General features: G+C 60.6%; 24 protein-coding genes and 1 pseudogene. 22 read left to right on the forward strand and 3 right to left on the reverse strand.

What is annotated here, in order from left to right; genetic code table 11:
• Positions 1-109 precede the first annotated feature (109 nt).
• The 9 genes from KQ661_RS20460 to ccsA (KQ661_RS20500) all read left to right on the forward strand — a co-directional run bounded on the left by KQ661_RS20460 (position 110) and on the right by ccsA (KQ661_RS20500) (position 10658).
• The gene (locus KQ661_RS20460) at positions 110-1186 is read left to right on the forward strand and encodes an NAD(P)/FAD-dependent oxidoreductase (RefSeq protein WP_216727036.1); all 1077 of its coding nucleotides are present in this window, start codon (positions 110-112) and stop codon (positions 1184-1186) included.
• Positions 1187-1386: 200 nt separating this feature from the next.
• Complete coding sequence (locus KQ661_RS20465; protein WP_216727895.1) at positions 1387-4665, forward strand: hypothetical protein; 3279 nt, start codon at positions 1387-1389, stop codon at positions 4663-4665.
• A gap of 153 nt (positions 4666-4818) precedes the next feature.
• A complete protein-coding gene (locus KQ661_RS20470) occupies positions 4819-5490 on the forward strand; it encodes a heme exporter protein CcmB (RefSeq protein ID WP_394369638.1) in 672 nt (223 codons plus the stop codon).
• Positions 5491-5507: 17 nt separating this feature from the next.
• Positions 5508-6263 carry a cytochrome c biogenesis protein CcsA gene (gene ccsA / locus KQ661_RS20475; RefSeq protein WP_235727028.1) on the forward strand — a complete coding sequence of 252 codons (756 nt, stop codon included), beginning with the start codon at positions 5508-5510 and terminating at the stop codon, positions 6261-6263.
• Complete coding sequence (locus KQ661_RS20480) at positions 6253-6501, forward strand: CcmD family protein (protein WP_216690249.1); 249 nt, start codon at positions 6253-6255, stop codon at positions 6499-6501. Before ccsA (KQ661_RS20475) ends, KQ661_RS20480 begins: the two co-directional genes overlap by 11 nt.
• 133 nt (positions 6502-6634) lie before the next feature.
• Positions 6635-7063, forward strand: coding sequence for a cytochrome c maturation protein CcmE domain-containing protein (locus KQ661_RS20485; protein ID WP_216690250.1), 429 nt, complete (start codon positions 6635-6637; stop codon positions 7061-7063).
• Between the two features lie 223 nt (positions 7064-7286).
• Positions 7287-7706 (forward strand): nucleotidyltransferase substrate binding protein, encoded by a 420-nt coding sequence (locus tag KQ661_RS20490; protein WP_216727896.1) that lies wholly within the window; start codon positions 7287-7289, stop codon positions 7704-7706.
• A gap of 3 nt (positions 7707-7709) precedes the next feature.
• Positions 7710-8042, forward strand: a complete 333-nt coding sequence (locus KQ661_RS20495; RefSeq protein ID WP_216690252.1) for a nucleotidyltransferase family protein — start codon at positions 7710-7712, stop codon at positions 8040-8042.
• Positions 8043-8057: 15 nt separating this feature from the next.
• A complete protein-coding gene (ccsA, locus tag KQ661_RS20500; RefSeq protein ID WP_216690253.1) occupies positions 8058-10658 on the forward strand; it encodes a cytochrome c biogenesis protein CcsA in 2601 nt (866 codons plus the stop codon).
• A 391-nt stretch (positions 10659-11049) separates the two neighbouring features.
• Here ccsA (KQ661_RS20500) and KQ661_RS20505 read toward each other — a convergent pair whose 3' ends face one another.
• Positions 11050-14661 (reverse strand): T9SS type A sorting domain-containing protein, encoded by a 3612-nt coding sequence (locus KQ661_RS20505; protein WP_216727897.1) that lies wholly within the window; start codon positions 14659-14661, stop codon positions 11050-11052.
• 282 nt (positions 14662-14943) lie between these two features.
• Between KQ661_RS20505 and KQ661_RS20510 the strand changes: the two genes are divergently transcribed.
• From KQ661_RS20510 to pruA, 9 genes are all read left to right on the forward strand, one after another.
• On the forward strand, positions 14944-15738 hold the full coding sequence (locus KQ661_RS20510) for a Rossmann-like and DUF2520 domain-containing protein (protein WP_216690255.1): 795 nt from the start codon (positions 14944-14946) through the stop codon (positions 15736-15738).
• 70 nt (positions 15739-15808) lie between these two features.
• Complete coding sequence (locus KQ661_RS20515; RefSeq protein WP_226915662.1) at positions 15809-16144, forward strand: 2Fe-2S iron-sulfur cluster-binding protein; 336 nt, start codon at positions 15809-15811, stop codon at positions 16142-16144.
• A 119-nt stretch (positions 16145-16263) separates the two neighbouring features.
• On the forward strand, positions 16264-16500 hold the full coding sequence (gene iscX, locus KQ661_RS22415) for a Fe-S cluster assembly protein IscX (RefSeq protein WP_226915663.1): 237 nt from the start codon (positions 16264-16266) through the stop codon (positions 16498-16500).
• 140 nt (positions 16501-16640) lie between these two features.
• A complete protein-coding gene (locus tag KQ661_RS20525; RefSeq protein ID WP_216690257.1) occupies positions 16641-16835 on the forward strand; it encodes a cold-shock protein in 195 nt (64 codons plus the stop codon).
• A 147-nt stretch (positions 16836-16982) separates the two neighbouring features.
• Positions 16983-17921 carry a geranylgeranylglycerol-phosphate geranylgeranyltransferase gene (locus KQ661_RS20530; protein WP_216727032.1) on the forward strand — a complete coding sequence of 313 codons (939 nt, stop codon included), beginning with the start codon at positions 16983-16985 and terminating at the stop codon, positions 17919-17921.
• A gap of 95 nt (positions 17922-18016) precedes the next feature.
• Positions 18017-18709, forward strand: coding sequence for a YjjG family noncanonical pyrimidine nucleotidase (locus KQ661_RS20535; protein ID WP_216727031.1), 693 nt, complete (start codon positions 18017-18019; stop codon positions 18707-18709).
• 133 nt (positions 18710-18842) lie between these two features.
• Entirely contained in the window at positions 18843-19391 is a 549-nt protein-coding gene (locus KQ661_RS20540; protein ID WP_216727900.1) for a hypothetical protein, read from the forward strand.
• Positions 19392-19454: 63 nt separating this feature from the next.
• Positions 19455-19862 (forward strand): energy transducer TonB, encoded by a 408-nt coding sequence (locus KQ661_RS20545; protein WP_216690261.1) that lies wholly within the window; start codon positions 19455-19457, stop codon positions 19860-19862.
• A gap of 81 nt (positions 19863-19943) precedes the next feature.
• Positions 19944-21608, forward strand: coding sequence for an L-glutamate gamma-semialdehyde dehydrogenase (pruA, locus tag KQ661_RS20550; protein WP_216727029.1), 1665 nt, complete (start codon positions 19944-19946; stop codon positions 21606-21608).
• A 120-nt stretch (positions 21609-21728) separates the two neighbouring features.
• Here pruA and KQ661_RS22955 read toward each other — a convergent pair whose 3' ends face one another.
• Both KQ661_RS22955 and KQ661_RS23200 read right to left on the reverse strand, forming a co-directional pair.
• Positions 21729-22676, reverse strand: coding sequence for a PAS domain-containing protein (locus KQ661_RS22955; protein ID WP_317196159.1), 948 nt, complete (start codon positions 22674-22676; stop codon positions 21729-21731).
• Positions 22565-23005: a PAS domain-containing protein gene (locus tag KQ661_RS23200; protein WP_394369650.1), complete on the reverse strand. Its 441-nt coding sequence runs from the start codon at positions 23003-23005 to the stop codon at positions 22565-22567. The genes KQ661_RS22955 and KQ661_RS23200 overlap by 112 nt, the downstream gene beginning before the upstream one ends.
• Before the next feature lie 120 nt (positions 23006-23125).
• On the opposite strand from KQ661_RS23200, the pseudogene KQ661_RS20560 reads away from it, so the two are divergent.
• The 4 genes and pseudogenes from KQ661_RS20560 to KQ661_RS20575 form a co-directional block, all read left to right on the forward strand.
• Positions 23126-23506, forward strand: a pseudogene (locus KQ661_RS20560) (NADH-quinone oxidoreductase subunit A); the annotation flags it as partial.
• 101 nt (positions 23507-23607) lie between these two features.
• Positions 23608-24165 carry an NADH-quinone oxidoreductase subunit B gene (locus KQ661_RS20565; protein ID WP_226915664.1) on the forward strand — a complete coding sequence of 186 codons (558 nt, stop codon included), beginning with the start codon at positions 23608-23610 and terminating at the stop codon, positions 24163-24165.
• A 110-nt stretch (positions 24166-24275) separates the two neighbouring features.
• Positions 24276-24836, forward strand: coding sequence for an NADH-quinone oxidoreductase subunit C (locus tag KQ661_RS20570; RefSeq protein ID WP_216690265.1), 561 nt, complete (start codon positions 24276-24278; stop codon positions 24834-24836).
• Positions 24837-25029: 193 nt separating this feature from the next.
• Positions 25030-26217, forward strand: coding sequence for an NADH-quinone oxidoreductase subunit D (locus KQ661_RS20575; protein ID WP_226915852.1), 1188 nt, complete (start codon positions 25030-25032; stop codon positions 26215-26217).
• Positions 26218-26232: the final 15 nt, after the last annotated feature.

Here is a 26232-nt window from a genome sequence, read left to right on the forward strand (position 1 = left end):
GAGTTTTGAATAGAAATCGGGGCGGCGGCTTTCTATTCAAGGAGCCTGGTCGCACATTTAAAACGCAGCCCTCAACATTCAACATTTCTTCTTTCTTACCTTGCCGGCCATGACGGACTGTGATTTTCTGATAGTGGGCCACGGCATTGCGGGCGCCACGCTGGCTTATGTATTGCGCGAGCGGGGCCACCGGGTGCTGGTGTACGACCCCGGCCAGGAAAACTCGGCCTCCAACGTAGCGGCGGGCCTGATGAACCCCGTGGCCGGCAAGCGCTTCGCCCTCACCTGGCGGGCGGCCGAGCTGCTGCCCTTCGCGGCTGCTTTTTACCGCGAGCTGGAGCAGCGCTACCAGCAGTCGTTTTTCAGCGAAGCGCCCATTTTTAAAATCTTTGCCTCTGTAGAAGAGCAAAACGCCATGCTGGCCCGCAGCGCCGACAATCCGTGGGGCGACTTCGTGGCCGCCCTCACCACCACCGACCCCGGCCTGGCCGGCGTGCACGCGCCCTTTGGCGGGGCCTGGCTGCGGCACGGCGGCCACGTAGCCGTGCGCGAGCTACTGGCGAGCATGGCCGCCGAAGGCACCCGCGACGGCTGGCTGCGCCGCGAAACGTTTGACTGGACCAGACTGGTTTTCGAGCCCGGTGGAGCCGAGTATGCCGGGCAGGTGCGGGCCCGCCACGTCATCTGCTGCGAAGGCGCGGCGGCGGTGCGCAACCCGTACTTCAGCTGGCTGCCCCTCACGCCCAACCAGGGCGAGGTGCTGGATGTGGACTGCGCGGACCTTAGTTCGGACCAGGTGCTCAACCGGGGGGCCTACGTGGTGCCGGTGGGCGCGGGGCGGTTTCGGGTGGGTGCCACCTACCGCTGGCCGCCGTTTGCCGATGGCCCCACGGCCGTGGGCCGCGAGGAGCTGGCCGCCCGACTCACCATGGTAACCGACCTGCCGTTTGCCGTGACGGGGCAGCAAGCCGGGGTGCGGCCCGCCGTGCGCGACCGCCGGCCGCTAATGGGCCCCCACCCCACCGTGCCGGCGTTAAGCTTTTGCGGCGGCTACGGGTCCAAAGGTGTGATGCTGGCCCCACGGCTGGCAGTAATGCTGGCCGATTCGCTCCTTCACCAGACCGAACTTTGGCCCGATGCCAGCTTGCAGCGATACAACGCCTTGCAGCCCGTTGGCGTAACTTGAAATCCTATTATCCCCGGCTTATATTGAAGCGGTGGCGCCCTGTTTGCCCGGCCGATATGCGGCTGGATAACAATTTTCCGTTAACTGCTTTTATTGTAGCCTGCGCCGCCAGTTCGGGACTGCCCGGGGCGGCGGTGCAGACCACAAATTTTTTAGCGTTTCGGCGGATTAATTTTTGTTTTTGCTCGTTGGCCCCCATTATGACCATTCCACTATCCACTACTACGAAGCGTACGCTGGGGGTCCTGGCGCTGCTGCTGCCGATGCTTTGCCCACCCACGGCCCGCGCCCAAACGGCGCAGGAGCCCTTCGGCCGGGTGCGCGTGCAATACAAAAATTTTCATTGGCAGCAGCTTAGCACGCAGAATTTCAATGTGATGTACTACGACGGCGGCCAGGCCAGCGCCCGCCGCGCCGCCGAGTATGCCGAGAAGGAGCTTCAACGCATTACGGCGCTCATCGGCTATTATCCGTACTCAAAATCGACGCTGCTGTTTTATAATTCGGTGGGTGATTTGCGCCAGAGCAACATTGGCCTCACCGCCACGCAGCAGCAGATAAACGGCGGCGAAACCCCGCTGGCCCGCATGAGCAAGGTGCAGATTGCCTTCACCGGCGAAGAAACCGAGTTCAAGCGCCAGCTCAGCACCCAGATTACGGAGGTGTTGCTCAATGATATGATGTACGGCGGCTCGCTGAAGGAAGTGCTGCAAAGCAGCTACCTGCTGCAGCTGCCCGACTGGTTTATCGGCGGGGCTTCGGCCTACGCCGCCGAAGGCTGGAGCGTGGACATGGACGGCTACATGCGCGACATGACCAAGCAGTACCCCACCGGCAACCGCACGGCCCCGTTTTTCCTGCGCAACTCCAAGCTGGCCGGCCAGAGCATCTGGAACTACGTGGCCGAGCGCTACGGTTACACCACCATTCAAAACATCCTGAACCTCACACGTATTACCCGCGATGTGGAAGTGGGCATCAGCTCGTCGCTCAACGTGCCGTTTAAGGTATTTCTGAAAGACTGGCTCACGTATTACCGCGAGCTCAACGGCCAGCCCGTGGCCACGCTGGTCGAGCCCGACAAGAAATTCCGGCAGAGCGGCCGCAACCGCCATTCCGATGTGTTCTCGCAGCCCATTGTGAGCCCCAACGGCCAGCAAATAGCTTACGCCCAGAACGAAGGCGGCCGCTACCGCGTGATGGTGGTGGACCGCGATGGCCGCCACCGCCGCACCCTGAGCCGTGGCGGCTACCACACCCCAGACCAGCAGGTGGAAACCCGCCTGCCAGTGCTGGCCTGGCGCGGCAACTCCCAGGTAGCGGTGGCCGAAATGAGCCGGGGCGAAATGGCCCTGCACCTGCGCGACGCCGACGGCCGGGGCCTGGTGCGCCGGGTGCGCGAGGCCATCCGGTTTTCGCGGCCGGCTTCCCTATTCGCGGCTTATGACCAGATATTGAGCATGAGCTATTCGCCCGATGGCAAGGCACTGGCATTTAGCGCCGTGCGCAATGGGCAGAACGATATCTACCTGCTGCGCGCCGGTAGCCGGAAGGTGGAGCAACTCACCGACGACTTGTTCGACGACGTGCAGCCGGTGTTTCTGCCCAGCGGGCAGGCGCTGGTGTTCAGCTCCAACCGCTACCTCGATTCGCTGGGCCGTGCCCGGCCGGCTACGTTCCAGAACGTGGTGAACAACTATGACTTGTTCCAGTACCACCTCGATGGCCGCCCCGTGCCGGTGGAAACGCTGGTGAGCACGATTTCGAACGAAACCCGCCCCCGCGCCATCTCCGACGATGAAATTCTGTACCTCGGCGAGGAAAGCGGCGTGCGCGCCCTGTACCGGTATTCGCTGAAAAGCAAGCAGCACGCGCTGCTGACCAACTGGCTGCCCAACACCCAGGACTTCGATTACAGCCCACTTACTTCGGCGCTGGTGTTTGTGGCCCCGGCGCAGTCCCACGACATCCTGTACGTGTACCCCGAGTTCCCGCTGCCGGCCTCGCTGCCCCTCACCAAAACCGCCCGCCAGCAAACGCTGGAAGAACGGTCGGCGGCCCCGCGTGCGGCGGTACCCAAGCCCGCCGCGCCCGCAGTTGCGCGGGTGGCGGCCCCCGCAGCGCAACCAGGCGACTCGACGGATACCCAACCCGCCACCCGCCCCGAGCGCCGCAAGGCCACCGAAGCGGTGAACACCAGCGACTATCAGTTTGAGGAAGACGAGCCCGTGCAGGCAGCGGCAGCTAAGCGCCGCCGCCTCACGCCTACCGCCGCCGCTACGGCAGCGGCGGCCACGGCTAAAGCGCAGGCGGACGCCCCGGCCATCACGGGCCCCTTCCGCTACGATACGCGCTTCATGGCCGATAACGTGTCGACTTCGCTGTACATGGACCCGCTGCTGGGCCTCGGCCTCCAGTTTAGAGCGGCCCTGACCGATGTGCTCGAAAATCAGCGCATCGACGCCAGCCTGTTCGGCTTGTTCGACCTGCGCACCAGCAATATCCGGGCATCCTACACCAACCTGACCAAGCGCTACGACTGGGGCATTGCCTACCAGAAACAAGCCTATTTCTTCGACCTCGATGATGGCCGCTACCGCTACGGCCGCCACGAAATAGCCCCCACCATTGCCTACCCGCTCACCCACAACCTGAGCGTGCGCGGCGGGCCCCGCTTCGTGAGTATCTCGCGTACCCGACTGGGCGACGTATCCACGGAAACCGACCAGAGCTATAACTACCTGGGCTACAACGGCGAGTTGGTATTCGATAACAGCATCAATACCGGTGTGAACATGGTGAGCGGCACCCGTCTGAAGGCCAGCGTGTTGAACCTAAGCAACCTGAGCGATAAAGGCCTGAGCTTCGGCAAGTTCGTTGTCGATTTGCGCCACTACCAGAAAATCAGCCGCTCCATTGTGTGGGCCAACCGGGCCAGCTACGGGCAGTTTTTTGGTCCCCGGCCCCAGGTATTCCGCATCGGCGGCATGGACGACTGGCTGAACGCCGGCTACACCGATGCCCGCTTCCTGAACGGCTACACTGCCCCCGACCAAGTGTTCAACCAGGAGTTTGTAACCAACCTGCGCGGCTTCGACTACAGCGCCCGTAGCGGCCCGCGCTATGTGCTGTTCAACAGCGAGCTGCGCATACCAATTGTGCAGTATTTCGCGCACCGGCCCATCTATTCGGGCTTCTTCCGCAACCTGCAGCTGGTAGGTTTTACCGATGCCGGCACGGCTTATTCGGGCACCAACCCCTTTGGCACCGACAACTCGGCCAATACCGTAATCAAGCAGTATAACCAGTATTTTGGGGCCACGGTCACCAATTTCAGCAACCCGTTACTCATCGGCTACGGGGTGGGTGCCCGCACCACGCTACTGGGCTTTTATGGCAAAGTTGATGTGGCCTGGGGCCAGAAGGACTACGTGACGCACGGCCCGAAATTCTACTTCACGCTGGGCTACGACTTTTAACCACAGATTCTGCGGATTTCAACGAACTGAACGGATTATTTGTGGTTCTACCCGGACAATACCAACGGGCTGGACCACAGGCAATCCGTTCAATTCGTTAAAATCCGTTCAATCTGTGGTCTATCTTTACAGCCCGAAACTGAACCCCTGCCAGTGCTGCTCCGCGAAATCTCCACCTTGTTAGCCAAAGACTTCCGCCTCGAATGGCGGCAGCGGGCGGCGCTGGGCGGGTTGCTGCTGTACGTGGGCAGCACGGTATTCGTATGCTTTCTGAGCTTCAGCCTGCGCGGCGGCACCCCGCCCCCGCCGGCCTGGAACGCGCTGCTGTGGGTCATTCTGCTCTTTGCGGCCCTGAACGCGGTAGCCAAAGGATTCATGCAGGAAAGCCCGGGCCAGCGGCTGTACTACTACACGCTGGTGCGGCCCCAGGCCGTGATTCTGGCCAAGATGCTGTATAATACCCTGTTGCTAATGGCGGTGGCATTGTTGGGACTCTTCCTTTACACGGTGTTTCTGGGCAATCCCATTCAGGATGCGCCGCTGTTTGTGGCCAACTTGCTGCTGGGGGCCGTGGGCTTTGCCACTACGCTCACGCTGGTGTCGGGCATTGCGGCCAAGGCGGGCGGCAATGGGGCCACGCTCATGGCCATCCTAGGCTTCCCGCTGATGGTGCCCATGCTGCTGCTGCTCATCAAGGTGAGCAAGAATGCGCTCGATGGGCTGGACCGGGGCCTGAGCCACCAGTCGCTACTCACGCTGCTGGCCCTGAACATGATAGTGGGCGCAACTTCGTATCTGCTGTTTCCTTTTTTGTGGCGCGGTTGATTTTTAATTAATTACCTATGACTACAGCGGCAATTATTGGCAGTGTGTCGGGCCTCGTGATGACGGTGGGCGGCGTGTGGGGCGGGCAGCGCCTGGTGGAGCAGCGTGGCGGCGGCGCACTCTGGAAAGGCCTGGCCGTGCTGCTGATTGTGGGCGCGACGGTGGCCGGCTTTCTGGCCCCGGTGCCAGCCCTGCCCATTGTGAACGAGAGCATCCGCAACCTGTTCTTCCACGTACCGATGTGGTTTGCCATGATTATGGTATTACTCGTATCGGTGTGGTATTCCATCCGGTACCTGCGCGAGCCTTCGGCCCGGCTCGATGTACTCGCCCATGAGTCGGCCAAAACCGGCATCGTGCTGGGCCTGCTGGGCCTGGCCACCGGCAGCCTGTGGGCCCGCTTCACCTGGGGCGCGTGGTGGACGCCCGACCCCCGCCTGAACGGCGCGGCCGTGGCCATGCTCATCTACGGGGCCTACCTGGTGCTGCGCGGTTCGTTTCAGGACGAGCAGCAGCGGGCGCGGGTTTCGGCTATCTACAACATTTTTGCGTTTGCGGCGGTCATTCCGCTGCTGTTTGTACTGCCCCGCCTCAGCGGCCCCTCGCTGCACCCGGGCCAGACCGGCAACCCGGGCTTCAACCAATACGACCTCGACAACACCATGCGCAAGGTGTTTTACCCGGCCGTTATCGGCTGGATTTTGTTTGCCTTTTGGGTGGCCCAGGTGAGCAGCCGCTACGTTTTCCTGAAACTGAAACACGATGAACAATAAGCTTGTCCTGCGCCCACTGGGGCGCGTTTGCCAACTGCTGCTGCCGCTGTTGCTACTCACTTCGCTGGCTTTTGCCCAAACGGCCGAGGTGGCCCCCACCATGGCCGATGACCTGCGCGCCAGCGGCAAAATATACGTGGTGGTGGCCGTGGTGGCCATCATCGTGGCGGGCCTGTTGGCCTACCTCATTTCGCTCGACCGCAAAGTGAGCCGCCTCGAAAAAGAAATGAAGTCCTAGCGGCTTACCCGGGCACCCAAGTCCCCCCAGACTTGTTATCACCTCGCAATTGTCCCCATTAAAAAACCGCCCGGAGCCAGCGCCATCCACGAAATCCGTGAAATCCGCTTAAATCCGTGCTAATCCGTGGTATATGAAGAAGACGCATCTGTTCATTGTTGCCATTATCGCGGTAGCCGCCGCCATCATTCTCAGCACCACGGCCGATGCCAGCGTGTACGTGGGCTTTGGCGAGGCCCGCACCCGGGCCGCCGAGGGCAACACCACCAAAGTGCACGTAGTAGGCAAGCTGCCCCGCGATTCCCAGAAGAAGCCCATGGGCCTGGAGTATGACCCGGTATCAGACCCTAACTACTTCGCTTTCACGCTAGTCGACACCACACACCTGGCCCAGCGCGTGGTGTACAACAACCCCAAGCCCCAGGATTTCGACGCTTCCGAGCAGGTCGTTATCACTGGCTGCATGAAGGGCGACGTGTTCATGGCCGACCAGATTCTGCTGAAATGCCCCAGTAAGTACGTGAAGAAGGATTTGAAGGGCGCGACAGCTTCGATCAACTAAGCATTGACAGCCCCTGACCGGAAACCAGGCAGTGTGGGCAACGAAAATTCGTTGCCCACACTGCCTGGTTTTTAGTTAGACCCGTTTCAAATGCCTGGGCCCGCGACTTTTTCACCGACCGATTGTTATTGAGTCTCCCGGCTCCAGCGGCGCGGCCGTAAATTTGCCATTGCTTGGGTGGCCCCGAAATTTTCACCATTGCCTTTTTCCTGCATTCTGCTTCATGGACACGCTCGACCTAACCGCTCTGGAACGCTGCCTGGCTACGCTGGAACGCGCGCATGCCCGGCTGGTCGTGACCAGTCCGACCAACGACGACCATGACCTTTTTCGGGCGGCCTGCGTGAAGGAGTTTGAATTGATACTCGAAATTATAGTGAGGCTGCTGCGCAAGGTGCTGCGTGAATACGTGACCTCGACCCGTGAGCTGAATGAAGTACCGTTCAAGCATATTCTGCGGCTGGCGGTCCAGCATGGCCTGCTTAGCCTCGATGAAGTGGACCGCTGGCTGCTGCACCGCGACAATCGCAACACTTCAGCCCACGAATACGGGATGCAGTTTGCCGAGAAAATCGTGAGTTCCCTGCCCACCTTCATCAGCGATACCCACGCGGTGCTCGCCACCCTGCGCCAACAAGCCTGACCCATGCTGCATCTGCGCCCCAAAGACCTCGCCTTAGTACACGACCTCATCGCCCGGCACCTGCCCGCCGAAGTTGCCGTGTGGGCCTACGGCAGCCGCGTAAACGGCAACCACCACGAGGGCAGCGACTTGGATTTGGTGCTGCGCACCCCCGACCTGACCCCGCTGCCGGGCCGCCTGCTCGCCGGGTTCCGCGAAGCGCTGACCGAGAGCAACCTCCCGATTTTTGTGGATACGCACGACTGGGCTACCCTGCCCGAGTCGTTCCATCCGAGAATTCTTAACCGCTACGAAGTGGTGCGTCCCTGCGCGCCCGTACCAGCGGTAACCGCCTGATTTTACTTGTTGCTTATGAACTTATTAGTAGGACAAATCGGCCACCTCAGCGTCATTCTGGCCTTCGCGGCGGCGCTGGTGGCGGCGTATAGCTATTTCCAGGCCTCGCGGGGCCGGGCGCTGGGCGAGGAAGACGCCAGCTGGCTGCGGCTGGGGCGCGGCGCGTTTTTCGTGCACGCCATAGCCATTATCTCCGTGATTGTGTGCTTGTTCAACATCATTCACGCGCACCGCTACGAATACTATTACGCCTGGAGTCACAGCTCGAACCACCTGCCGGTGCAGTACATGATTTCCTGTTTCTGGGAAGGCCAGGAGGGCTCATTCCTGCTCTGGATTTTCTGGCATGTGGTTATCGGCCTGTTTATCATGCGCTACAATAAGAAGTGGGAAGCACCCGTAATGGCCGTGTTCAGCGGCGTGCAGGTGTTTCTCGTGAGCATGATTGTGGGCGTGGTGCTCGGCGGGGTGAAGATTGGCTCGTCGCCGTTTATCCTGCTACGCGAGTTCCTGACGGACCTGCCGGTGTGGAAGATGAACCCCAACTTCGTGCCCAAGGACGGCACCGGCCTGAATGCTCTGCTGCAAAACTATTGGATGGTGATTCACCCGCCCACGCTGTTCCTGGGCTTTGCGCTCACACTGGTACCGTTTGCCTTCGCCATCGCCGCGCTCTGGAAAAAGGAGCTCACGGCCTGGGTGAAACCCGCTTTGCCCTGGACGCTCATCGGCGGCGGCGTGCTGGGCGTGGGCGTGGTAATGGGCGCTTACTGGGCCTACGAAACGCTGAACTTCGGCGGCTACTGGAACTGGGACCCGGTCGAAAACGCCGTGTATATCCCTTGGCTGGTACTGGTGGCCTCGCTGCACGGCATGGTGCTGTGGCAGAAGCGCCGCACCGGCCTGCGCACCGCGTTTGCGCTGGTGGTGGCTACGTTCATCCTCATTCTCTACGCCACCTTCCTCACCCGCAGCGGCGTGCTGGGCAATGCCTCGGTGCACTCGTTCACCGATTTGGGCCTGTCGGGCCAGCTGTTCCTCTACCTGGCTTTCTTCACGGTGCTGGCCGTGGCCCTGCTGATTTGGCGCTGGAAAGAGATTCCGATTTCAGCCAAAGAGCTGAACGCCTACAACCCCGAGCTGTGGGTATTTGTGGGGGCCACGGTACTGTGCCTGGGCGCGTTCCAGGTGCTGTTCACGACTAGTATTCCGGTCTACAATTCGTTTATGGGCCTGATTGGAATCAAGACCAACGTGGCGCTGCCGGCCGACCAGATTGCCCACTACTCCAAGCTGCAGCTTTGGATGGGTGTGGGCGTGGCCCTGCTTTCGGGCATCGCGCAGGTGATGTGGTGGCAGCGCAATACCAAAGAAACTCTTATCAACTCCCTCACCGCGCCCACACTACTGGCCCTGCTGGGCACGGCGCTGGTGGTGCTGCTGGTGCGCTACAACGAGCTCACCATCTCGCCGGCCTACGTGGTGCTCACGCTGGCGGGCCTGTTTGGCGTGCTGGCCAACTTTAGTACCATCTTCACCTTATTGCGGCGGGGCGTGCGCCTGTCGGGGGGCGCGGTGGCCCACCTGGGCATCGCGCTGATGCTGCTGGGCATTCTGGCGTCGTCGGGCTACTCCAGTATCATTTCGCGCAACGTGTCGGGGCTGCTGTATTCGCGGGAGTTTACCGAAGACCTGAACCGCGACAACGTGCTGCTGTGGCGCAACGAAACCGCGCCTATGCACGGCTACCAACTCACCTACACGGGCCAGTTTTTTGAGGTGCCCGGCGTGCCCGGCTACGTTGACAAGCAGTTCCTGTACCGCACCGACGACGACTACAAGGCCGTGGCCCGCACGCCCATTGCCGTTGATGGCAAGACCTACTACGCCACCGGCGATACGGTTGAAATCCTGCCCGAAAACACCTATTACCGCATCAATTACAAGGACCAGAAGTCGGGCGAGCAGTTCACGCTCTACCCCCGGGCGCAGGTGAATGAGGAAATGGGCGGCCTGCTGGCCTCGCCTGCCATTAAGAAATTCTGGGGCCACGACATCTACACGCACATCAGCTCGGTGCTCGACCCCCGCAAGGAGAAGCCCTGGAGCGAGGCCAAGGAATCGGTACTGAGCGTGGGCGATACCATTTTCCTCAACGACTACTTTGCCGTATTCCGGGCCGTGGAGGCAGCGCACGAAACCGCCGGCCTCAACCTGCAAAAAGGCGACCTCGCCCTGCAGGCCGACATGATTGTGTACGGCGAAAAGCGCCAGTACCACGTTCACCCCGTGTTTGTGGTGCGCAACCGCATGGTGGGCAGCCTGCCCGACGAGGCCGAAGACCTCGGCGTCCGCATCACCTTCAACGCCGTAGACCCGGCCAAAGGCAAGTTCACCTTCGGCGTGAGCACCACCCAAAAAGACTACGTGATTCTGAAGGCGATGGAAAAACCCTTCATCAACCTGCTCTGGAGCGGTACGCTGCTCATGGCCATCGGCTTTGGGCTGAGCGTGCGGCAGCGCGGCGGCAAAGGCGTGCTGGCCGATACATCGGCCGAAGCCGAAGCGCCGGCCGAGTCCAGCGGGCGGGCCGTGCGGCCCCAGCCAGTGGGGTAAACCTCCCAATCAGAAACAAGAAAGCCATTCCTGCGCGCAGGAATGGCTTTCTTGTTTCTAGCATCCCATTCATTGGTACTCTTGCTGCTACCGCAGATAATCGAATTATAATGGTCACGAAATGGATTGCGAAAAGCGAAGTAGGGTACGGAGCCTGCCCCCGCCCGGCGTTGAACGGCTACAACTGCTTCGTTCAACGCCGGGCGGGGGCGGGCCCCGCACCCTACCGCTGTTTCGCAATCTCATTCGTGACGAGCATATCAGGCATGTAATCTTATTTTCCAGAGGTAAGAATCAGGTTTCCAAACCCGGCCTGCCTTTCCTGACGCAGACACAAAAAAAGGGCCGCCCAATGGGCGGCCCTTTTGCCGAAGTGCAGCGAAGCCGAAGCTTACTTCACAATCGAAATCTGCTGCTGGGTGTACTCCTCGCCGTTGCGCACTTTGAGGGAGTAGATGCCCGAAGCAAGCGACGACAGGTTCACGCTGTTGCTGAAATTGTCCTTGGCCGAGCCCGTGTACACGCGCTGACCAAGCATGTTGATTACTTCCACGCTCATGGCCTGCCGGGCGTTGGCCCCGTGGATTTCGAGGTTAAACACGCCCGTGTTCGAAGGGTTCGGGAACACGCTCACGGCGCGCTTCAGCGCCTCCGAAGTAGCCAGCGGGCCGGCCGTGATGGAGAAGTCATCCACGGCCAGGAAGCCCTGGTTGGCCAGGCTGATGGCGTGGAAGCCCACGTAGTAGCTGGCCGCCGTGGCGGGCGTGATGTCGAGCACAGCCGGGGTGGTGGCGTTGCTGGCCAGCAAGTACGCAGCGCTGGTCATGGCCGTGTTGGTGTAGAGGAGGTTGGTCTGGCCTGCGGGCGTGGCGGCGGTGCCGTACTTCACTTCCAGGCCTTCGGTGTAGCCACCGGTGGCCACACGGTAGTAGAACGACACGCGGTAGCGCTGCGTGGTCACCAGGCTCAGGGCCGGGGTGAAGAACCAGTCGTTGGCCGCTACCGTGGGGGTCGGGCCCTGGTTGTTGTAGGAGTACACCATGGCATTGGGAGCCGAGCGGGCCACGTTGGTGGCGGCGGGGTCTACCACGGTGCTGGTGGCACGCCAGGTGAAGCCGTCGTTGTTCACATCGGTTACCGTAATGCCACAGGGCAATGCCTGGTTGGCAGCCACCACGTCGAAGTTCTGAGCGTAGGGGAAGGCAGCGATGGTGGGCGGCGTGCAGGCCGTGGTCACCCGTACCGGGCCACCCAGGCCGCTCAGCGACGTGGCGCTGCAAATGGTCTGGATGTAGAAATCGTAGGTCGTGCTGGCCGACAGGCCAGTCAGCGTGTAGGTGGTACCGGTGAAGGTGGCCGAGGTAGTGCTGCCGGCACCACCGGGCGTGAAGCCTTGCGCGCCGTACACAATCTGGTAGCCCGTAGCACCGGCTGCAGCCGTGAACGAGAACGAAGCCGAGGTAGCCGTGCTGCCCGTGATGGCCAGGGCCGTAGGCGTGGGGCAGGTGTTAGGAGTAGCCGTTTCGGCTTCAATCATGTAGCGCGAGTTGTTGCTGGCGGCATCGACCGGGGCCGTGGCCGTGGTGGTCGTGATGTTGATGGTGTAGAAGGTAGCCGGACGGGCAGGCGTTTCGTCCTGCACAGCCACCGGGAACACGGCGGTGCTGTTGGCGGGCGTTACCTGGGCAATGCCCACGAGGAAATCGCCGGCCGGGACGTTGGCCGTCAGGTTGAAGGTGTGCAGCTGGCCCAGGTCGGCGGCAGTGAGGGTGTAGTCGGCCGAGCGGCCAATTACAGCCCCGGTGGTAGCGTTCACCACTACGCCAAACACGGCAGTATTGCTGGTGAGCAGGTTGGGGTCGTTGTAGATAAAGGCGCGCACGGCCGAGATATCGCGCGTGGCATTCACGGTGAGCTTGGCGCAGAAGGCAATGGTGCGGGCCGCAGTAGTTACCGGTACCCCGAAAGCACCGGAGGGCGCTACGCCGGGGGCGATGAACGAGAATTTGGTGGGGCTCGTGGTCATGACCTGCGCCACCGAGTTGTTGCCGTTCACGTCATCGTTGGGCACGGTCACGGTCACGGTGTTGGCACCGGCGTTAGCCAGGCTGATGTTGGCGAAGCTCACTACGTTGGTTGCGCCCACAGCCAGCGAGGTCACCGTCTGGGTCAGGGTCAGGGTATTGGCTCCGGTGATGTTCAGCGTAACCACGGTGGGGGCGGTGATGGCGGCGGCCCCGGCGTTGCGCACCACGGCACGCAGGCTGAAGGGGTTACCGGCCGGTACGGCCACCGAGCCGTAGCCCTGAATCTCATTCACGGCCACGTCGTTGTTGGCCGGGGCAGCCGTCACGGCTTCCACCAGGTAGCGGCTGGTACCGGCGGCAGCATCCGTCGGAGTTCCTCCGGCGGGCGAGAAGCGGTAGAAGGTACCCGGGCGGGTGGGCGACTCGCTCTGCACCCCCATGGGGAAGAACGAAGCCGTGCCGTTGCTGGCCGGCGATACCTGCACCATGCCCACAATAAAGTCACCGGCCGGCACCGTTACCGGTGAAGTCAGGGTGAAGGTGTGCATGGCGTTGATATCGGCAGCCGTCACTACAAAATTGGCTGAGCGGCCCAGTACGGTACCCGTCCCATCGAGCACGATGCCGTAGAGAGTTTCACCCACGGTCGTTTTTTGGGTAGGTGGGCTAGAAGGGGCATCGTACACAAATGCCCGCACAGCCGTTACCGAACGGGCCGTACTCAGCGAATACTTGGCTCCGAAGCCCAGCTCACTGCCCGAGGGATAACCCACGGCGCTGGAAGCCCCCACGCCCGGCGAAACGTAGGAGAAGGTAGTGGTGTTCACCACTTGGGTTTCAGCCTTGGAGTTATTCTGGGTATTGTCGTCGTTCGGTACCGAAACCGTAACAGTGTTGGTGCCTTGGTTGGCCGACGTGTAGGCGGCAAACGTTACCGTAGCGCTGGCGCCCACGGCCAGCGCCGCAATGGTCTGGGTATTGGTGAAGGTGTTGGCCCCGGTCACGTTCAGGGTCACCACCAGGTTGGTCAGGGAGTTGGTGCCGTTGTTGCTCACCAGGGCTTTCACCGCGTGCGGAGCCGCACCGGGCACCGCCAGCTGGTTGATGGTGTAGAGCTGCGAAATGCCGGCATCGTTGGGCACGGTGGGCACAAAGCGGTAGGTGCGGCCATTGTCCGGCGGCACCGACTGGCGGAAGTTGAACGCGCCGGTAGCACCGGCCGTTACGGGGCCGCTGGCAAAGGTCACGGCCGCATCACCCCACGGCGATATCGAACCCTTAGTAACCCGTACAATCTGAGTAGCCCCGTTGCCGGCGCCTTTTAGGCCCGTCTGGGCATATTTGAAGTTGTTGTTGGCCGCCGCCGCCGCAGTTGGTGCCGCGTACACAAAGTCAATGGTTCCGTTGACTTCGTACAGCTTCACCTGGAACGCCATGTTGGCGTACTGGTTCGCGATGCTGGGGCCGCCGGCCTGGGAAAGCTGGGCTTTATCGGCCACGTTTTTCCACTGAATGGTGCACACCCGGTTGGGGGTGGTGCCGGTGGTAACCATGCGGTACTCAGCGGTGCTGGTGCCGCTCAGCAGGTCGTAGTTGAAGGGCGACACTAGGTTGATATCGTCGGCACCGGTGCCCAGCAGCGTGCCACCGCTGTTAAACTCAGCATAGGCCGTGTAGAGGGCTACGGTAGGAGCCGTCATACCAGCCGCCGCGCCTAGCTTCAGGAAGCCGTTGGTGTTCAGAATGAAGCGATCCATCGTTGCGCCGTTGTAGGCGAAGTTGAACCCGATAAGCTGCTCGGCCGAGTTGGCGTCGTCGGTGCTCGAAGTGCTGATGACCGTGCCGGTCGTGCCCAGGTCGGAGTAAGTGCCGGCCAGGTTCTGGGTGTTGGCAACCGGGTAGTTAAGGGTTGTTTGCGCCTGCGCGCCCACGGCGGTACCCGTGGCCAGCAGCGCGGCCAGGGCAACATGCCGCAAACGCGCATTTGGCCCCGAACGATTGTAGTGGTGGTTCATTGAAAAGAGGGTGTAAAATGGGTGAATAGAGAGAATTATGGGGTTGAGCGAATGAGTGTAACCAGCCGCTGTGCCAGTTAACTTACAGGTTAGCCGGTAGCTTTGGGGATACAAGTTGCTAAACTTTGGGCACAAATCAGTGAACCCGCGCCTTTTTGCAGCGACCTCAACCATTGCACTGGCAGCAATAACGCAGTCAATCGTTTATCCTATTTTATAAATTTTATATTATATCATTAATTAATGATAGTTAATCATCCTGATTCCCTGCAAATTGGCCTGTTTGGCGCGGGCCGTGTGGCCAGCCAGCTGGCTCCGGCTCTGGTGGCCGCCGGCCACCGGCTGGCCTTCGTGTGGAGCCGCACGGCCACGGCCGCCGAAGCCCTGGCGGCCACGCTGCCCGGCACGCCCGCCCTGGCCACCCTGGCCGCGCCCCTGCCCCCCGCCGACGTGTACCTGCTGGCCGTGCCCGATACTGCCGTGGCCCCGCTGCTGGCCGGCACCACCTGGCCCGCCGGGGCGCTGGTGGCCCACCTGGCTGGGGCCCTGCCCCTGGCGATTTTCGAAGTGCAGCCGGCCGTGCGGGGCGGCGTGTTCTACCCGCTCCAGACTTTCAGTCCCGGCCGCGCCATCGACTGGCCCACGGTGCCGCTGTGCATTGAGGCGGCCGATGCCGGGGCCGAAGCCACGCTGCTGGCGCTGGCCGGCAGCCTCAGCCGGCACGTGCGGCAGCTCGCCTCGGCCCAGCGCCTGAAGCTGCACGTGGCAGCCGTTTTTGCCAACAATTTCACCAACCACCTGTTGGGCATTGCCGATACCCTGCTGGCCGAGGCCGCCCTGCCGGCCGAGCTGCTGGCCCCGCTGGTGCGCGAAACCGTAGCGAAAGCCCTGGCCAACTCACCGTTTGGCGTGCAGACCGGGCCGGCCGTGCGGCACGATGCGCCCACGCTGGCCGCCCACCACGCCGCCCTGGCGGCCCACCCGGCCTGGCAGGCGCTCTATGGGCAGCTCACAGCCAGCATCCAGGCCCAGCTTTGATGCCGGGACCGGAGGCAGTACCTTTGCAGTGGCAAATGCCGTCTATTATTCGTCTTATTCGCTTCTCGTTTTGTCCGCTTCCGCCACCACCATCACCTTCCAGTTCAACGACGGCCAGCCGGCCCAGACCCACGTGGCGGCCTCTGGCGAGTCGGTGCTCGACGTGGCCCTGAACAACGGCATTCAGTTGCAGCACAACTGCGGCGGCGTGTGCGGCTGCAGCACCTGCCACGTCTACATCAACTCCGGCGGCAACGACCTGCCCGAGATTTCCGATAAAGAAGAGGACTTCATCGACCGCGCCGAAAACCCGCGCATCAACTCCCGCCTGGCCTGCCAGTGCGTAGTGGAGGCCGATATGCAGCTCGTCGTCACCATTCCGCCCCAGCACTTCCTGGGACACTAGGTTTTTAAATGTGAAAATATGATTGATATGGAAATGTGAAAATGCTTTCAGCAGCGCACTATTTCTTAAATCAAGCATTTTCACATCTTCACATTAATTCACATCTTCACATTTCATCCGTGAACCACTTTGAGCCGCCCATGCACTGGGCCGACCACGAGGATATTGCCATGGCCCTCTACGAGAAGTTCGGCGACGACTTCACGGAAGCAAAAATCTACCGCATCCGCTTCACCGATTTGATTGATTGGATACTGAGCCTGAACAACTTCGACGGCACCCGCGAGCAGGCCACCGAGGGCCACTTGGAGCAAATCCAGGCTAAGTGGGTGTACGAGTGGCGCGATAACCAATAACGGACGAGCCTGAGCCGCCGGCCGGCCAACCCCGCGTTGGTTTCCCGCGTAAGCGGGTTTGGAATGGCATTATTGGTGCCGTTTCAGGCCTTTCCGCAGCCTTTACCCGGGCGGTTTTTCTTTTCCTTTTTGTTTTTTGCATGAAAACCGGCATCATCAAATTTTTTAACGAGGCCAAAGGCTATGGCTTCGTGACCAACGACCAAACGAAAGAAGACTTTTTCGTACACGTAACGGGCCTGAACGGGACCACAGTGCAACAAAACGACCGGGTAGAATTTGAGACCCAGGAAGGCCGCAAAGGCATCAATGCCGTGAACGTGCGCAAAATCTGAGCTTGAAAACGCTCTGATGGCTGCCCCCGCGCCATCGCAGAAGCCTCTCCCGCCACGGAGAGGCTTTTTTGTGCCCGGCACGCGCCCACCGCCCACCAACAGCCCGCCACTTTCGCCGACCTTTGCACTTCGCCCCGCGCTCTGCCGATGAACCAGCTGCCCCCCAAGCCGCCTGCCCCCGCCCTGCCCCCGCCGCACCCCACCGGGGGGCTGCGCACGGCCCTGCCCACGCTGGTGCGCTGGCCCAACCTGCTGATTATGCTGCTGTGCCTGGCGCTGGTGCGGGCCGGCCTGCTGCTGCCCGGCCTGCCGCTGCGGCAGTCGCTGCTGGCCCCGCGCTTCGGGCTTCTGGTGTGGGCGGCGCTGCTGATAGCGGCGGCGGGCTACATCATCAACGACTATTACGATGTAAAAATTGATGCCATCAACCGCCCCGACCGGCTGGTGATTGGCCGCGTGGTGAACCGGCGCATGGCCATGCTGGCCCACATGGTGCTCAGCGGCGTGGGCGTGCTGGTGGCCGGCTGGCTGCACCCGGTGCTGGGGGCCGTCACGCTGGGCGCGGCACTGCTGCTATGGGGCTACTCAGCCCGCTTCAAGCGCATGGCGCTGGTGGGCAACCTCAGCATTGCCACCCTCACGGCGGCGCTGGTGCTGCTGCCCGAGCTGCAATTGCAGCTCCAGCGCCACGACAACAACAGCGTGGTGTGGCCCTACGCGCTGGCCGCGTTCCTGCTTACCATGGTGCGCGAAATCGTGAAAGATGTGGAAGACATGCGCGGCGATGCCCAGCACGGCTGCCGCACGGTGCCGCTTGTGTGGGGCGTGGCGCGCACCAAGTGGGTGGCGGGCTTTTTTCTGGCCTGCCTGGCGCTGCTCACGCTGGGCGCTACGGGCCGGCTGCTGGTGAGCGGGCACTGGCCACTGGCGCTGTGGCTGCTGCTGCTGGTGCTGCTGCCCATGGCCCAGCTGACGCGCCTGCTCATTCGAGCCGACCGGCGACGGCACTTCCGCCACCTCAGCACGTTCTGTAAGGGCATTATGCTGGCGGGCGTGCTGAGCATGGCCCTGGCCGGCTCGCTGTGACTTTAGTTGTCAGTTACTGGTTGCCCGTTATTGGTTTAAAGGCTTATTCAACAAAACAAACAACTGACAACCAACAACTGATAACTAAACCCATAATGAAATACCGCCACCTCTTCTTCGACCTCGACCACACGCTGTGGGACTTCGAGAAAAACGCCAACGAAACTCTGCACACGCTGTATGAGCGGCACGATTTTGCCCGCTACGGCACCTTTGCGGTGGAACAGTTTATCAGCGTGTACAGCGACATCAACCACGCGCTGTGGCGTATGTACCAGAACAATAAAATCACGCAGAAGCAACTGCGGGAAACCCGCTTTGTGCGGACGCTAACGAAGCTGGGGGTGGCCGAAGGTGATATTCCGGCCAGCATTTCCTCGGAATTCACGGACATCCTGCCCCTGAAATCGGCGGTATTTCCCTACACCCACGAGGTGCTGGACTACCTGAAACCCAAGTACCACCTGCACCTTGTCACCAACGGTTTCAACGATGTGCAGGCCCTCAAGCTGGATTCGTCCAACCTCACGCACTACTTCCAGGAGCTCATCACTTCCGAGCACAGTGGCCACCTCAAGCCCGACCCGCGCATGTTTGCGCACGCCCTGGAGCGTACCGGTGCCACTGCCACCGAAAGCCTCATGATTGGCGATAACCTGGAATGCGACGTACTGGGCGCCCACAACGCCGGCATCGACCAGGTGTATTTCAATCCCGACAAGCGCCGGCACTTCAATACGATAACGCACGAAATCAGCTGTTTGAGCGAACTAAAGGCGTTTTTGTAATAACCCAAAAAAGAACGTCATGCCGAGCGCAGTCGAGGCATCTCGCGTGCCGCAGTAACTCAATCGTTGAACGATGCGAGCGAGATGCCTCGGCTGCGCTCGGCATGAGGTTCTACTGTTTCCCACCAATTCCATGGTACACCTCATTGGCCTATCCGGCCGCCGGGGCAGCGGCAAAGACACCGTGGCCCGCCTCATTCAGCAGCTTCAGCCCGAGCGCAACTGGCAAATCCGCTCCTTCGGCGACTCCATCAAATCCGTCTGCGCCGCCCTTTCGGGCGAGGATGTGGCCCCCTATTATTCCCAGAAAGGCAAGGCCGAGCTGGTGCCCACCTTCCACCGCACGCGGGGCGAAATGCTCCAGCAAGTAGGCCAGGCCCTGCGCGACTGGGAGCCGCTGGTCTGGGTCGATGCCTTCTTCGCGGCCCTGCCACCCGATGCCTTCATACTCGTACCCGACATCCGCTTCGCCAACGAGGCCGACCCCATCCGCGCCCGTGGCGGCCTCATGCTGCGCGTGGAAGGCGACCCGCTCCAGCAGCGCGGCGACGGCACCCGCGACGACAACCATCCCAGCGAAATTGCGATGGACGACTACCCAAACTTTGCCGCGACCCTGCACAACACCAGTTCCCGCGACGGCCTCACGCGGCAGGTGCGTGAGCTGCTGGGGCAGCTGTAGTTTTGAATGGATAATCCTTTCAGCAGTTTTATGAAGCAGTTTATCTTTCCCATTATTTGCATAATGTCTGCATCTGTTAGCTGCTATGCACAATCTCCTTGTGATTCGCTGTATGCGGCAGAGGACCGTTTTTGGAAAAGCTTTATCGACAAAGGCAACGTAGGGCTAATGTTATTCGATGTACCTCCAAAAGTGACTTCCGGCAAGGAAAAATTAGTCAACTATACTGGTAGTAAGGATAAAACAGGCACTGTCATGTACCGAGTAATCGTGGATAAAGATGGCAGTGCTACCTGCTTAAAACTTGAGTATACCAGCAACAGCCTGCTTGTTGAGGATGCCAACCAGATAGTATCAACGCTAAGATTTGCTCCTGCGCTGCTAGGTGGTAAAGGGATAAGGTCCACAATGAACTTTACCGTTCGCTTCTATGAAGCAGAGTCAAGGAAACGTAAGAATTCAAGTTTCTAACGCGACTGCGGCTACTTCAGATTCCCTCTACCTTTGCCCCATCCCACCCCAAACCCTCCTTCAACCTAACCCGAACCCACCATGGCCAACGGCTTTTTCAACGTCCCCGTCCCGATTAACGAACCCGTCAAAGGCTACGCGCCCGGCTCGAAAGAGAAGCTGGAGCTGCAGCAGGAGCTTAAGCGCCTGAAGAACCTGGAGTTGGACATCCCCATGCACATCGGCGGCGAGGAAGTGCGTACCAGCAACCTCAAGCGCATCAGCCCGCCGCACGACCACCAGCGCACCCTCGGCCACTTCCACTACGGCGACGCCAGCCACGTTACGCAGGCCATCGACGCCGCCCTGGCCGCCCGCACCGCCTGGGCCGAAATGCCCTGGGAGCACCGCGCCGCCATCTTCCTCAAAGCTGCCGATTTGCTGGCCGGCCCCTACCGTGCCCGCATCAACGCGGCCACCATGCTGGCCCAGAGCAAGAACGCCTTCCAGGCTGAAATCGACGCCGCCTGCGAGCTGATTGACTTTTTCCGGTTCAACGTGCACTTCATGCGGCAGGTGTACGAGCAGCAGCCCGAGAGCCTGCCCGGCATGTGGAACCGCCTGGAGCAGCGCCCCCTCGAAGGCTTCGTATTCGCCCTCACGCCGTTTAACTTCACGTCCATCGCCGCCAACCTGCCCTCGTCGGTAGCCATGATGGGCAACGTGGTAGTCTGGAAACCAGCCGATACCCAGGTCTACTCGGCCCAAGTCCTCATGGAGCTGTTCGAGGAAGCGGGCGTGCCCGCCGGCGTCATCAACCTGATTTACGCCGATGGCCCCGTGGTGGGCGATGTGGTGTTCAAGCACCGCGACTTTGCCGGCATCCACTTCACCGGCTCCACCAAGGTGTTCCAGACCATCTGGCAGGAAATCGGCCAGAACATTGCCAGCTACAAGTCCTACCCCCGCATTGTGGGCGAAACCGGCGGCAAAGACTTCATCCTCGCCCACCCCTCGGCCCACGCCAAAGCCGTGGCCGTGGGCATCTCGCGCGGCGCGTTCGAGTACCAGGGCCAGAAATGCTCTGCTGCCTCCCGCGTGTACCTCCCCAGCAACCTAGCCGATGAAATTCTCGGCTACGTGAAGGAAGACCTTGCCTCCTTCAAAATGGGCGATGTGGAAGACTTCGGCAACTTCATCAACGCCGTTATCGACGAGCGTTCCTTCGATAAGCTCGCCAAATACCTCGACGGTGCCAAAGCCGACCCGAACGCCGAAATCATCGCCGGCGGCGGCTACGACAAGTCGAAAGGCTACTTCATCGAGCCCACCGTCATCGTGGCCAAAGACCCTAAATACATCACGATGTGCGACGAGCTGTTCGGCCCCGTGGTAACGGTGTACGTCTACGACGCCGACAAATTCGAAGAAGCGCTGGAGCTGGTCGATTCGACCTCGCCCTACGCCCTCACCGGCGCCATCTTCTCGCAGGACCGGTACGCCATCGACCTGGCCTCGAAGAAGCTCATCCACGCTGCCGGCAACTTCTACATCAACGACAAGCCCACCGGCGCCGTAGTCGGCCAGCAGCCCTTCGGCGGGGCCCGCGCCTCCGGCACCAACGACAAGGCCGGCTCCATCCTGAACCTGCTGCGCTGGGTATCGCCCCGCGCCATCAAGGAAACCTTCGTGCCCGTGACGGACTACCACTACCCCTTCCTGGGCTCGGAGCCCAAGGAGGACTTGAACCGCGACAAAGGCTTGTAGAAGCTGGCCACCGGAACTGTTTTTTTATCTTGAAGCAGTTTCCTCACGTATTCTAAAACACGAAAGCCGCTTCTGCACCAGAAGCGGCTTTCGTGTTTTAGAATACCTTTCTACGCCCATTCAGCAGTCGCAGGGCTCATCATCAACAATCTCATCATACTCAAAAAGCGACTGAATGACTCGGATTTCTTTGCTGTCCACCGGCTTATGAATCAGGTCGGCCACCAGGTCGTAATGCCTGGATTTCTCCAGGTCCTTCAGGGCCAGCGACGAGGTGAGAATATAGATGTGGCAGGTCCCGCGCAGGGCATCCTGGTAGGGTGCCAAGGCATCCAAAAACTGCCAGCCGTCCATTATCGGCATGTTCAGGTCCAGGAATATTATCTGAGGCACGCGCTGCTTTTTGCTCACCAGCTTGTCCAGCGCCTCCTGGGCCGACTGAAACGTGCAGATGCAATTGGAAAACCCTTCAGCCTGCTTGCGGGATGTGATGTCCTGCATGGCCCCCATCATGCGCACGGCCCGGCCCGCCGCGTCGCGCAGCAGGTATCCCCGGTCAAATACCTCGGCCCAGGTGCCGTTGGCCCGCCGAAACCGGTATTCCTCCTGCCAAAACAGATTTGTGGTTTCGAAAGCCGCGTGCCGCAGGCCGGCCACTACGCGCGGGCTGTCGTCGGGATGCACATAGTCGGCCCACTCGCTGAAGGGCATGGGATTCTGCGCTAGCTGGTAGCCGAATAGATTTTCAAACCCCTCACCCCAATACAGTGAGTCGTCACTGATGGTCCAGTCGTAAATGGCATCGGTAGTGGCTTTCAGGGCGTAGGCCAACCGCTCGTTGCTGATGCGCAACGCCTTTTCCACCTGCTTTTCCTTAGTGAGGTCGTGCACCACGCCCAGCAGCTGGCAGCAGCGGCCGTCTTCGTCGGGCACGGGCGTTACGCTCACTTCGCCCGTTACCTGACCGGTGGGGTAATCGGTCGTTTCCTGCCACACCACACGTTCCATGCTGGCAATGGCTTCGCGGTACTTGCTGAGCACCAGGCTGAGCGAGGGTTCCGGAATAATATCCCCCCGTAGCGGCCCACTACCTGCTCTACCGGCTGGCCGGTCGTTTTCTCAAACGCTTTATTAGCGAACACAAACCGGTAGCGCCCCTCGCCCTCCACGTTCAGCACAAACGTGACATCGACAATGGTATCGAAAAGGACCGAAAGCTGGTGCTCTCGTTCTGCCAGGGCCGTATTAGCCGCCATAAAGTTGCCCGAAGTATCAGCAGGATTAGACATAGGGAGGAAGGATAGTGCCCAGCTTGCCCCTATTAAGGAAGCACATCCAAGCAAAAGCCAGCAATACGCCGAATATTCCCGACCGGTGCAACCCCAACGGGCCGCCATCGCCGGCCCAAACCGGCCGTCCACGTAGCGGTTGTCGCCTCAACATTGCGCCCCAACCCCGTGGGCGCTACCTTTGCCCTTCAGCGCCCGTGAGGCCTGCTTGCTATATAATTGACCGCTATGTACCTAGCCCTGCCCGTCAACGGTTATCAGCCGTCCGACTACCTGCCGATACTCATCCAATTTGGCCTGGCCCTGGCTTTTGTGGCCTTCGCCATGATTGTCTCGCACCTGGTAGGCCCCAAGCGCCACAGCACCGTGAAGGATGCTTCCTTCGAGTGCGGCATCGAGTCGGTGGGCAACGCCCGGACGCCTATTTCGGTGAAGTACTTCCTGACAGCCATTGTGTTCGTGCTGTTCGACGTCGAGGTTATCTTCATGTATCCGTGGGCCGTGAACTTCCGCGCCTTGGGCCACGCCGGCTTCATCGAGATGCTGGTATTTATGGCGCTGCTGCTGGCCGGCTTCTTCTACATCATCAAAAAGGGCATTTTGCGCTGGAACGAAGCACCAATGGCCCAAACTTTCGCCGCCACGCCGGTGTTAGAAAACGGGCCCGCCCAAGTGTCGAAAGCTGCCTAATCTGCTTGTCTCTTATAACTATGGCTGATAACCGAGTTCCTGAAATTAAATCCGTTGAAGCGCCCGAGGGCGTGGAAGGCGCCGGCTTCTTTGCTACCTCGCTGGAAAAGGTGGTGGGCATGGCCCGCGCCAACTCGCTCTGGCCCCTGCCCTTCGCCACGTCCTGCTGCGGCATCGAATTCATGGCCACCATGGGCTCGCACTACGACATTTCCCGCTTTGGCTCCGAGCGCCCCAGCTTCTCGCCCCGTCAGGCCGATTTGCTGATGGTGATGGGCACCATCGCCAAGAAAATGGCCCCCATCGTGAAGCAGGTATATGAGCAGATGGCTGAGCCCCGCTGGGTGCTGGCCATGGGTGCCTGTGCCTGCTCGGGCGGAATTTTCGACTCCTACTCGGTGCTGCAGGGCATCGACCGCATCATCCCGGTCGATGTGTACGTGCCCGGCTGCCCGCCCCGCCCCGAGCAGGTCATCGACGGGCTGATGCGTGTGCAGGACCTGGCCCGCAACGAATCCATGCGCCGCCGCAACGCCCCTGAGTATCAGGCCCTGTTGGAATCCTACAACATCAAGTAAATTAGCTGTTAGCCCTTAGCGGTTAGCTGTTAGCTTTTTCTGAGCAGACAGGTTTCCGGTGAACATGAAAAGCTAACAGCTAGCAGCTAACAGCTAATAGCTACAACGAAATGACTCCTCAAGATGCTGCCGTCGCGCCCGAAGCGCCCGTTGCCGAAGACCCGATAAAGGCCCAGAATTCGCAGGTGCTTGCCTTGCTCACCCGCCTGTTCGGCGCGGATACTTTTACCGATGTGCACGAGCCCTACGGTCTGCTCACGGCAACCACCACGCGCGAACGCATCCACGAAATCATTGCCGGCCTGCAGCAGGACCAGGAGTTGAAGTTCCACTTCCTGACCACGATGTGCGGCATCAACTACCCCGAAAACCCGAGCCAGGAGCTGGGCATGATTTACCACCTGCACAGCCTGACGAAGAACATCCGGCTGCGCCTGAAAATCTTCTTCCCCGTTGCCGACCCGGTGGTACCCACCCTCACCGACCTCTACAACACGGCCAACTGGATGGAGCGCGAAGCCTACGATTTCTACGGCGTCATCTTCACCGGCCACCCCAACCTCATCCGCATCCTCAACGTGGAGGACATGGATTACTTCCCAATGCGCAAGCAGTACCCGGTGGAAGATGGTACCCGCGAAGATAAAACCGACCTGTTTTTCGGCCGGTAATTATTTGGTGCTTAGTTGTTGGTACTTGGTGCTTGGTACAAACAACATTTAAACCGACAAGCAAGCACGAGTTACCCTAAACCAAGCACCAAAAATCAAGCACCAGGCACCAACTAAAATGGCAGTAAACGACGCCCTGGCAGGCACCCACAAGATTCAGGAAGAGGCCGCTGCCCAGCGAGCCGGCCAGTTGATGCCCATTCTCAACGACTTCAGCCAGGAGCTGACGACGCTGAACCTGGGTCCGACGCACCCCGCCACACACGGCATTTTCCAGAACATCCTGCAAATGGATGGCGAGCGCATCGTATCCGGCGTGCCCACCATCGGCTACATCCACCGGGCGTTTGAGAAACTGGCCGAACGCAAGCCGTTCTACCAGATTACCACCCTCACCGACCGGATGAACTACTGTTCGTCGCCCATCAACAACCTGGGCTGGCATATGACGGTGGAAAAAATGCTCGGTGTGACCGTGCCGAAACGCGCGCAATACATCCGAGTGATTATGATGGAGCTGGCCCGAATTACCGACCATCTCATCTGTAACTCTATTCTGGGCGTGGATACGGGCGCGTTCACGGGCTTTCTCTACCTGTTTCAGGAACGTGAGAAGGTCTATGAAATCTACGAGGAGGTGTGCGGGGCCCGCCTCACCACCAATATGGGCCGCGTGGGTGGCATGGAGCGCGACCTCTCGCCCGTGGCTATCGACAAGCTCCGTGCCTGGCTGAAAAGCTTCCCGGTGGTGATGAAGGAGTTCGAAAGCATGTTCAACCGCAACCGCATTTTCATGGACCGCGTGGTAAACGTGGGCCCGATTTCGGCGGAAAAGGCCCTGAGCTACGGCTTCACCGGCCCCAATCTGCGGGCCGCCGGCGTCGACTACGACGTGCGGGTGATGAACCCGTATTCGAGCTATGAAGACTTCGAGTTCGACATTCCGGTGGGCACCAACGGTGATACCTACGACCGTTTCATCGTGCGCAACGAGGAAATCTGGCAGAGCCTGCGCATCATTAATCAGGCCCTCGACCGCCTGCCCGACGGCCCCTACCACGCCGACGCGCCGCACTACTACCTGCCCGACAAGCCGGACGTGTACAAGAACATGGAGGCCTTGATTTACCACTTCAAAATCGTGATGGGCGAGATTGATGCCCCCGTGGGCGAGGTGTACCACGCGGTGGAAGGCGGCAACGGCGAGCTGGGCTTCTACCTGGTGTCGGACGGCGGGCGCACGCCCTACCGCCTGCACTTCCGCCGGCCCTGCTTTATCTACTACCAGGCGTACCCCGAAATGGCTGTGGGCACCACGCTCTCCGACGCCATTGTTATTCTCTCGTCCATGAACGTCATCGCCGGCGAACTGGACGCCTAGTTTTTGCTATTGATA

The organism is Hymenobacter siberiensis, assembly GCF_018967845.1.
Classification (GTDB): Bacteria; Bacteroidota; Bacteroidia; order Cytophagales; family Hymenobacteraceae; genus Hymenobacter; species Hymenobacter siberiensis.

What these genes read in the sequence shown, in the direction of transcription:
- KQ661_RS20460 (WP_216727036.1), top strand. Translation starts at nt 110, where the DNA reads ATGACGGACTGTGATTTTCTGATAGTGGGCCACGGCATTGCGGGCGCC.
- KQ661_RS20465 (WP_216727895.1), top strand. Translation starts at nt 1,387, where the DNA reads ATGACCATTCCACTATCCACTACTACGAAGCGTACGCTGGGGGTCCTG.
- ccsA (WP_235727028.1), top strand. Translation starts at nt 5,508, where the DNA reads ATGACTACAGCGGCAATTATTGGCAGTGTGTCGGGCCTCGTGATGACG.
- KQ661_RS20480 (WP_216690249.1), top strand. Translation starts at nt 6,253, where the DNA reads ATGAACAATAAGCTTGTCCTGCGCCCACTGGGGCGCGTTTGCCAACTG.
- KQ661_RS20485 (WP_216690250.1), top strand. Translation starts at nt 6,635, where the DNA reads ATGAAGAAGACGCATCTGTTCATTGTTGCCATTATCGCGGTAGCCGCC.
- KQ661_RS20490 (WP_216727896.1), top strand. Translation starts at nt 7,287, where the DNA reads ATGGACACGCTCGACCTAACCGCTCTGGAACGCTGCCTGGCTACGCTG.
- KQ661_RS20495 (WP_216690252.1), top strand. Translation starts at nt 7,710, where the DNA reads ATGCTGCATCTGCGCCCCAAAGACCTCGCCTTAGTACACGACCTCATC.
- ccsA (WP_216690253.1), top strand. Translation starts at nt 8,058, where the DNA reads ATGAACTTATTAGTAGGACAAATCGGCCACCTCAGCGTCATTCTGGCC.
- KQ661_RS20510 (WP_216690255.1), top strand. Translation starts at nt 14,944, where the DNA reads ATGATAGTTAATCATCCTGATTCCCTGCAAATTGGCCTGTTTGGCGCG.
- KQ661_RS20525 (WP_216690257.1), top strand. Translation starts at nt 16,641, where the DNA reads ATGAAAACCGGCATCATCAAATTTTTTAACGAGGCCAAAGGCTATGGC.
- KQ661_RS20530 (WP_216727032.1), top strand. Translation starts at nt 16,983, where the DNA reads ATGAACCAGCTGCCCCCCAAGCCGCCTGCCCCCGCCCTGCCCCCGCCG.
- KQ661_RS20535 (WP_216727031.1), top strand. Translation starts at nt 18,017, where the DNA reads ATGAAATACCGCCACCTCTTCTTCGACCTCGACCACACGCTGTGGGAC.
- KQ661_RS20540 (WP_216727900.1), top strand. Translation starts at nt 18,843, where the DNA reads ATGGTACACCTCATTGGCCTATCCGGCCGCCGGGGCAGCGGCAAAGAC.
- KQ661_RS20545 (WP_216690261.1), top strand. Translation starts at nt 19,455, where the DNA reads ATGTCTGCATCTGTTAGCTGCTATGCACAATCTCCTTGTGATTCGCTG.
- pruA (WP_216727029.1), top strand. Translation starts at nt 19,944, where the DNA reads ATGGCCAACGGCTTTTTCAACGTCCCCGTCCCGATTAACGAACCCGTC.
- KQ661_RS23200 (WP_394369650.1), bottom strand. Translation starts at nt 23,005, where the DNA reads ATGGCGGCCCGTTGGGGTTGCACCGGTCGGGAATATTCGGCGTATTGC.
- KQ661_RS20565 (WP_226915664.1), top strand. Translation starts at nt 23,608, where the DNA reads ATGGCTGATAACCGAGTTCCTGAAATTAAATCCGTTGAAGCGCCCGAG.
- KQ661_RS20570 (WP_216690265.1), top strand. Translation starts at nt 24,276, where the DNA reads ATGACTCCTCAAGATGCTGCCGTCGCGCCCGAAGCGCCCGTTGCCGAA.
- KQ661_RS20575 (WP_226915852.1), top strand. Translation starts at nt 25,030, where the DNA reads ATGCCCATTCTCAACGACTTCAGCCAGGAGCTGACGACGCTGAACCTG.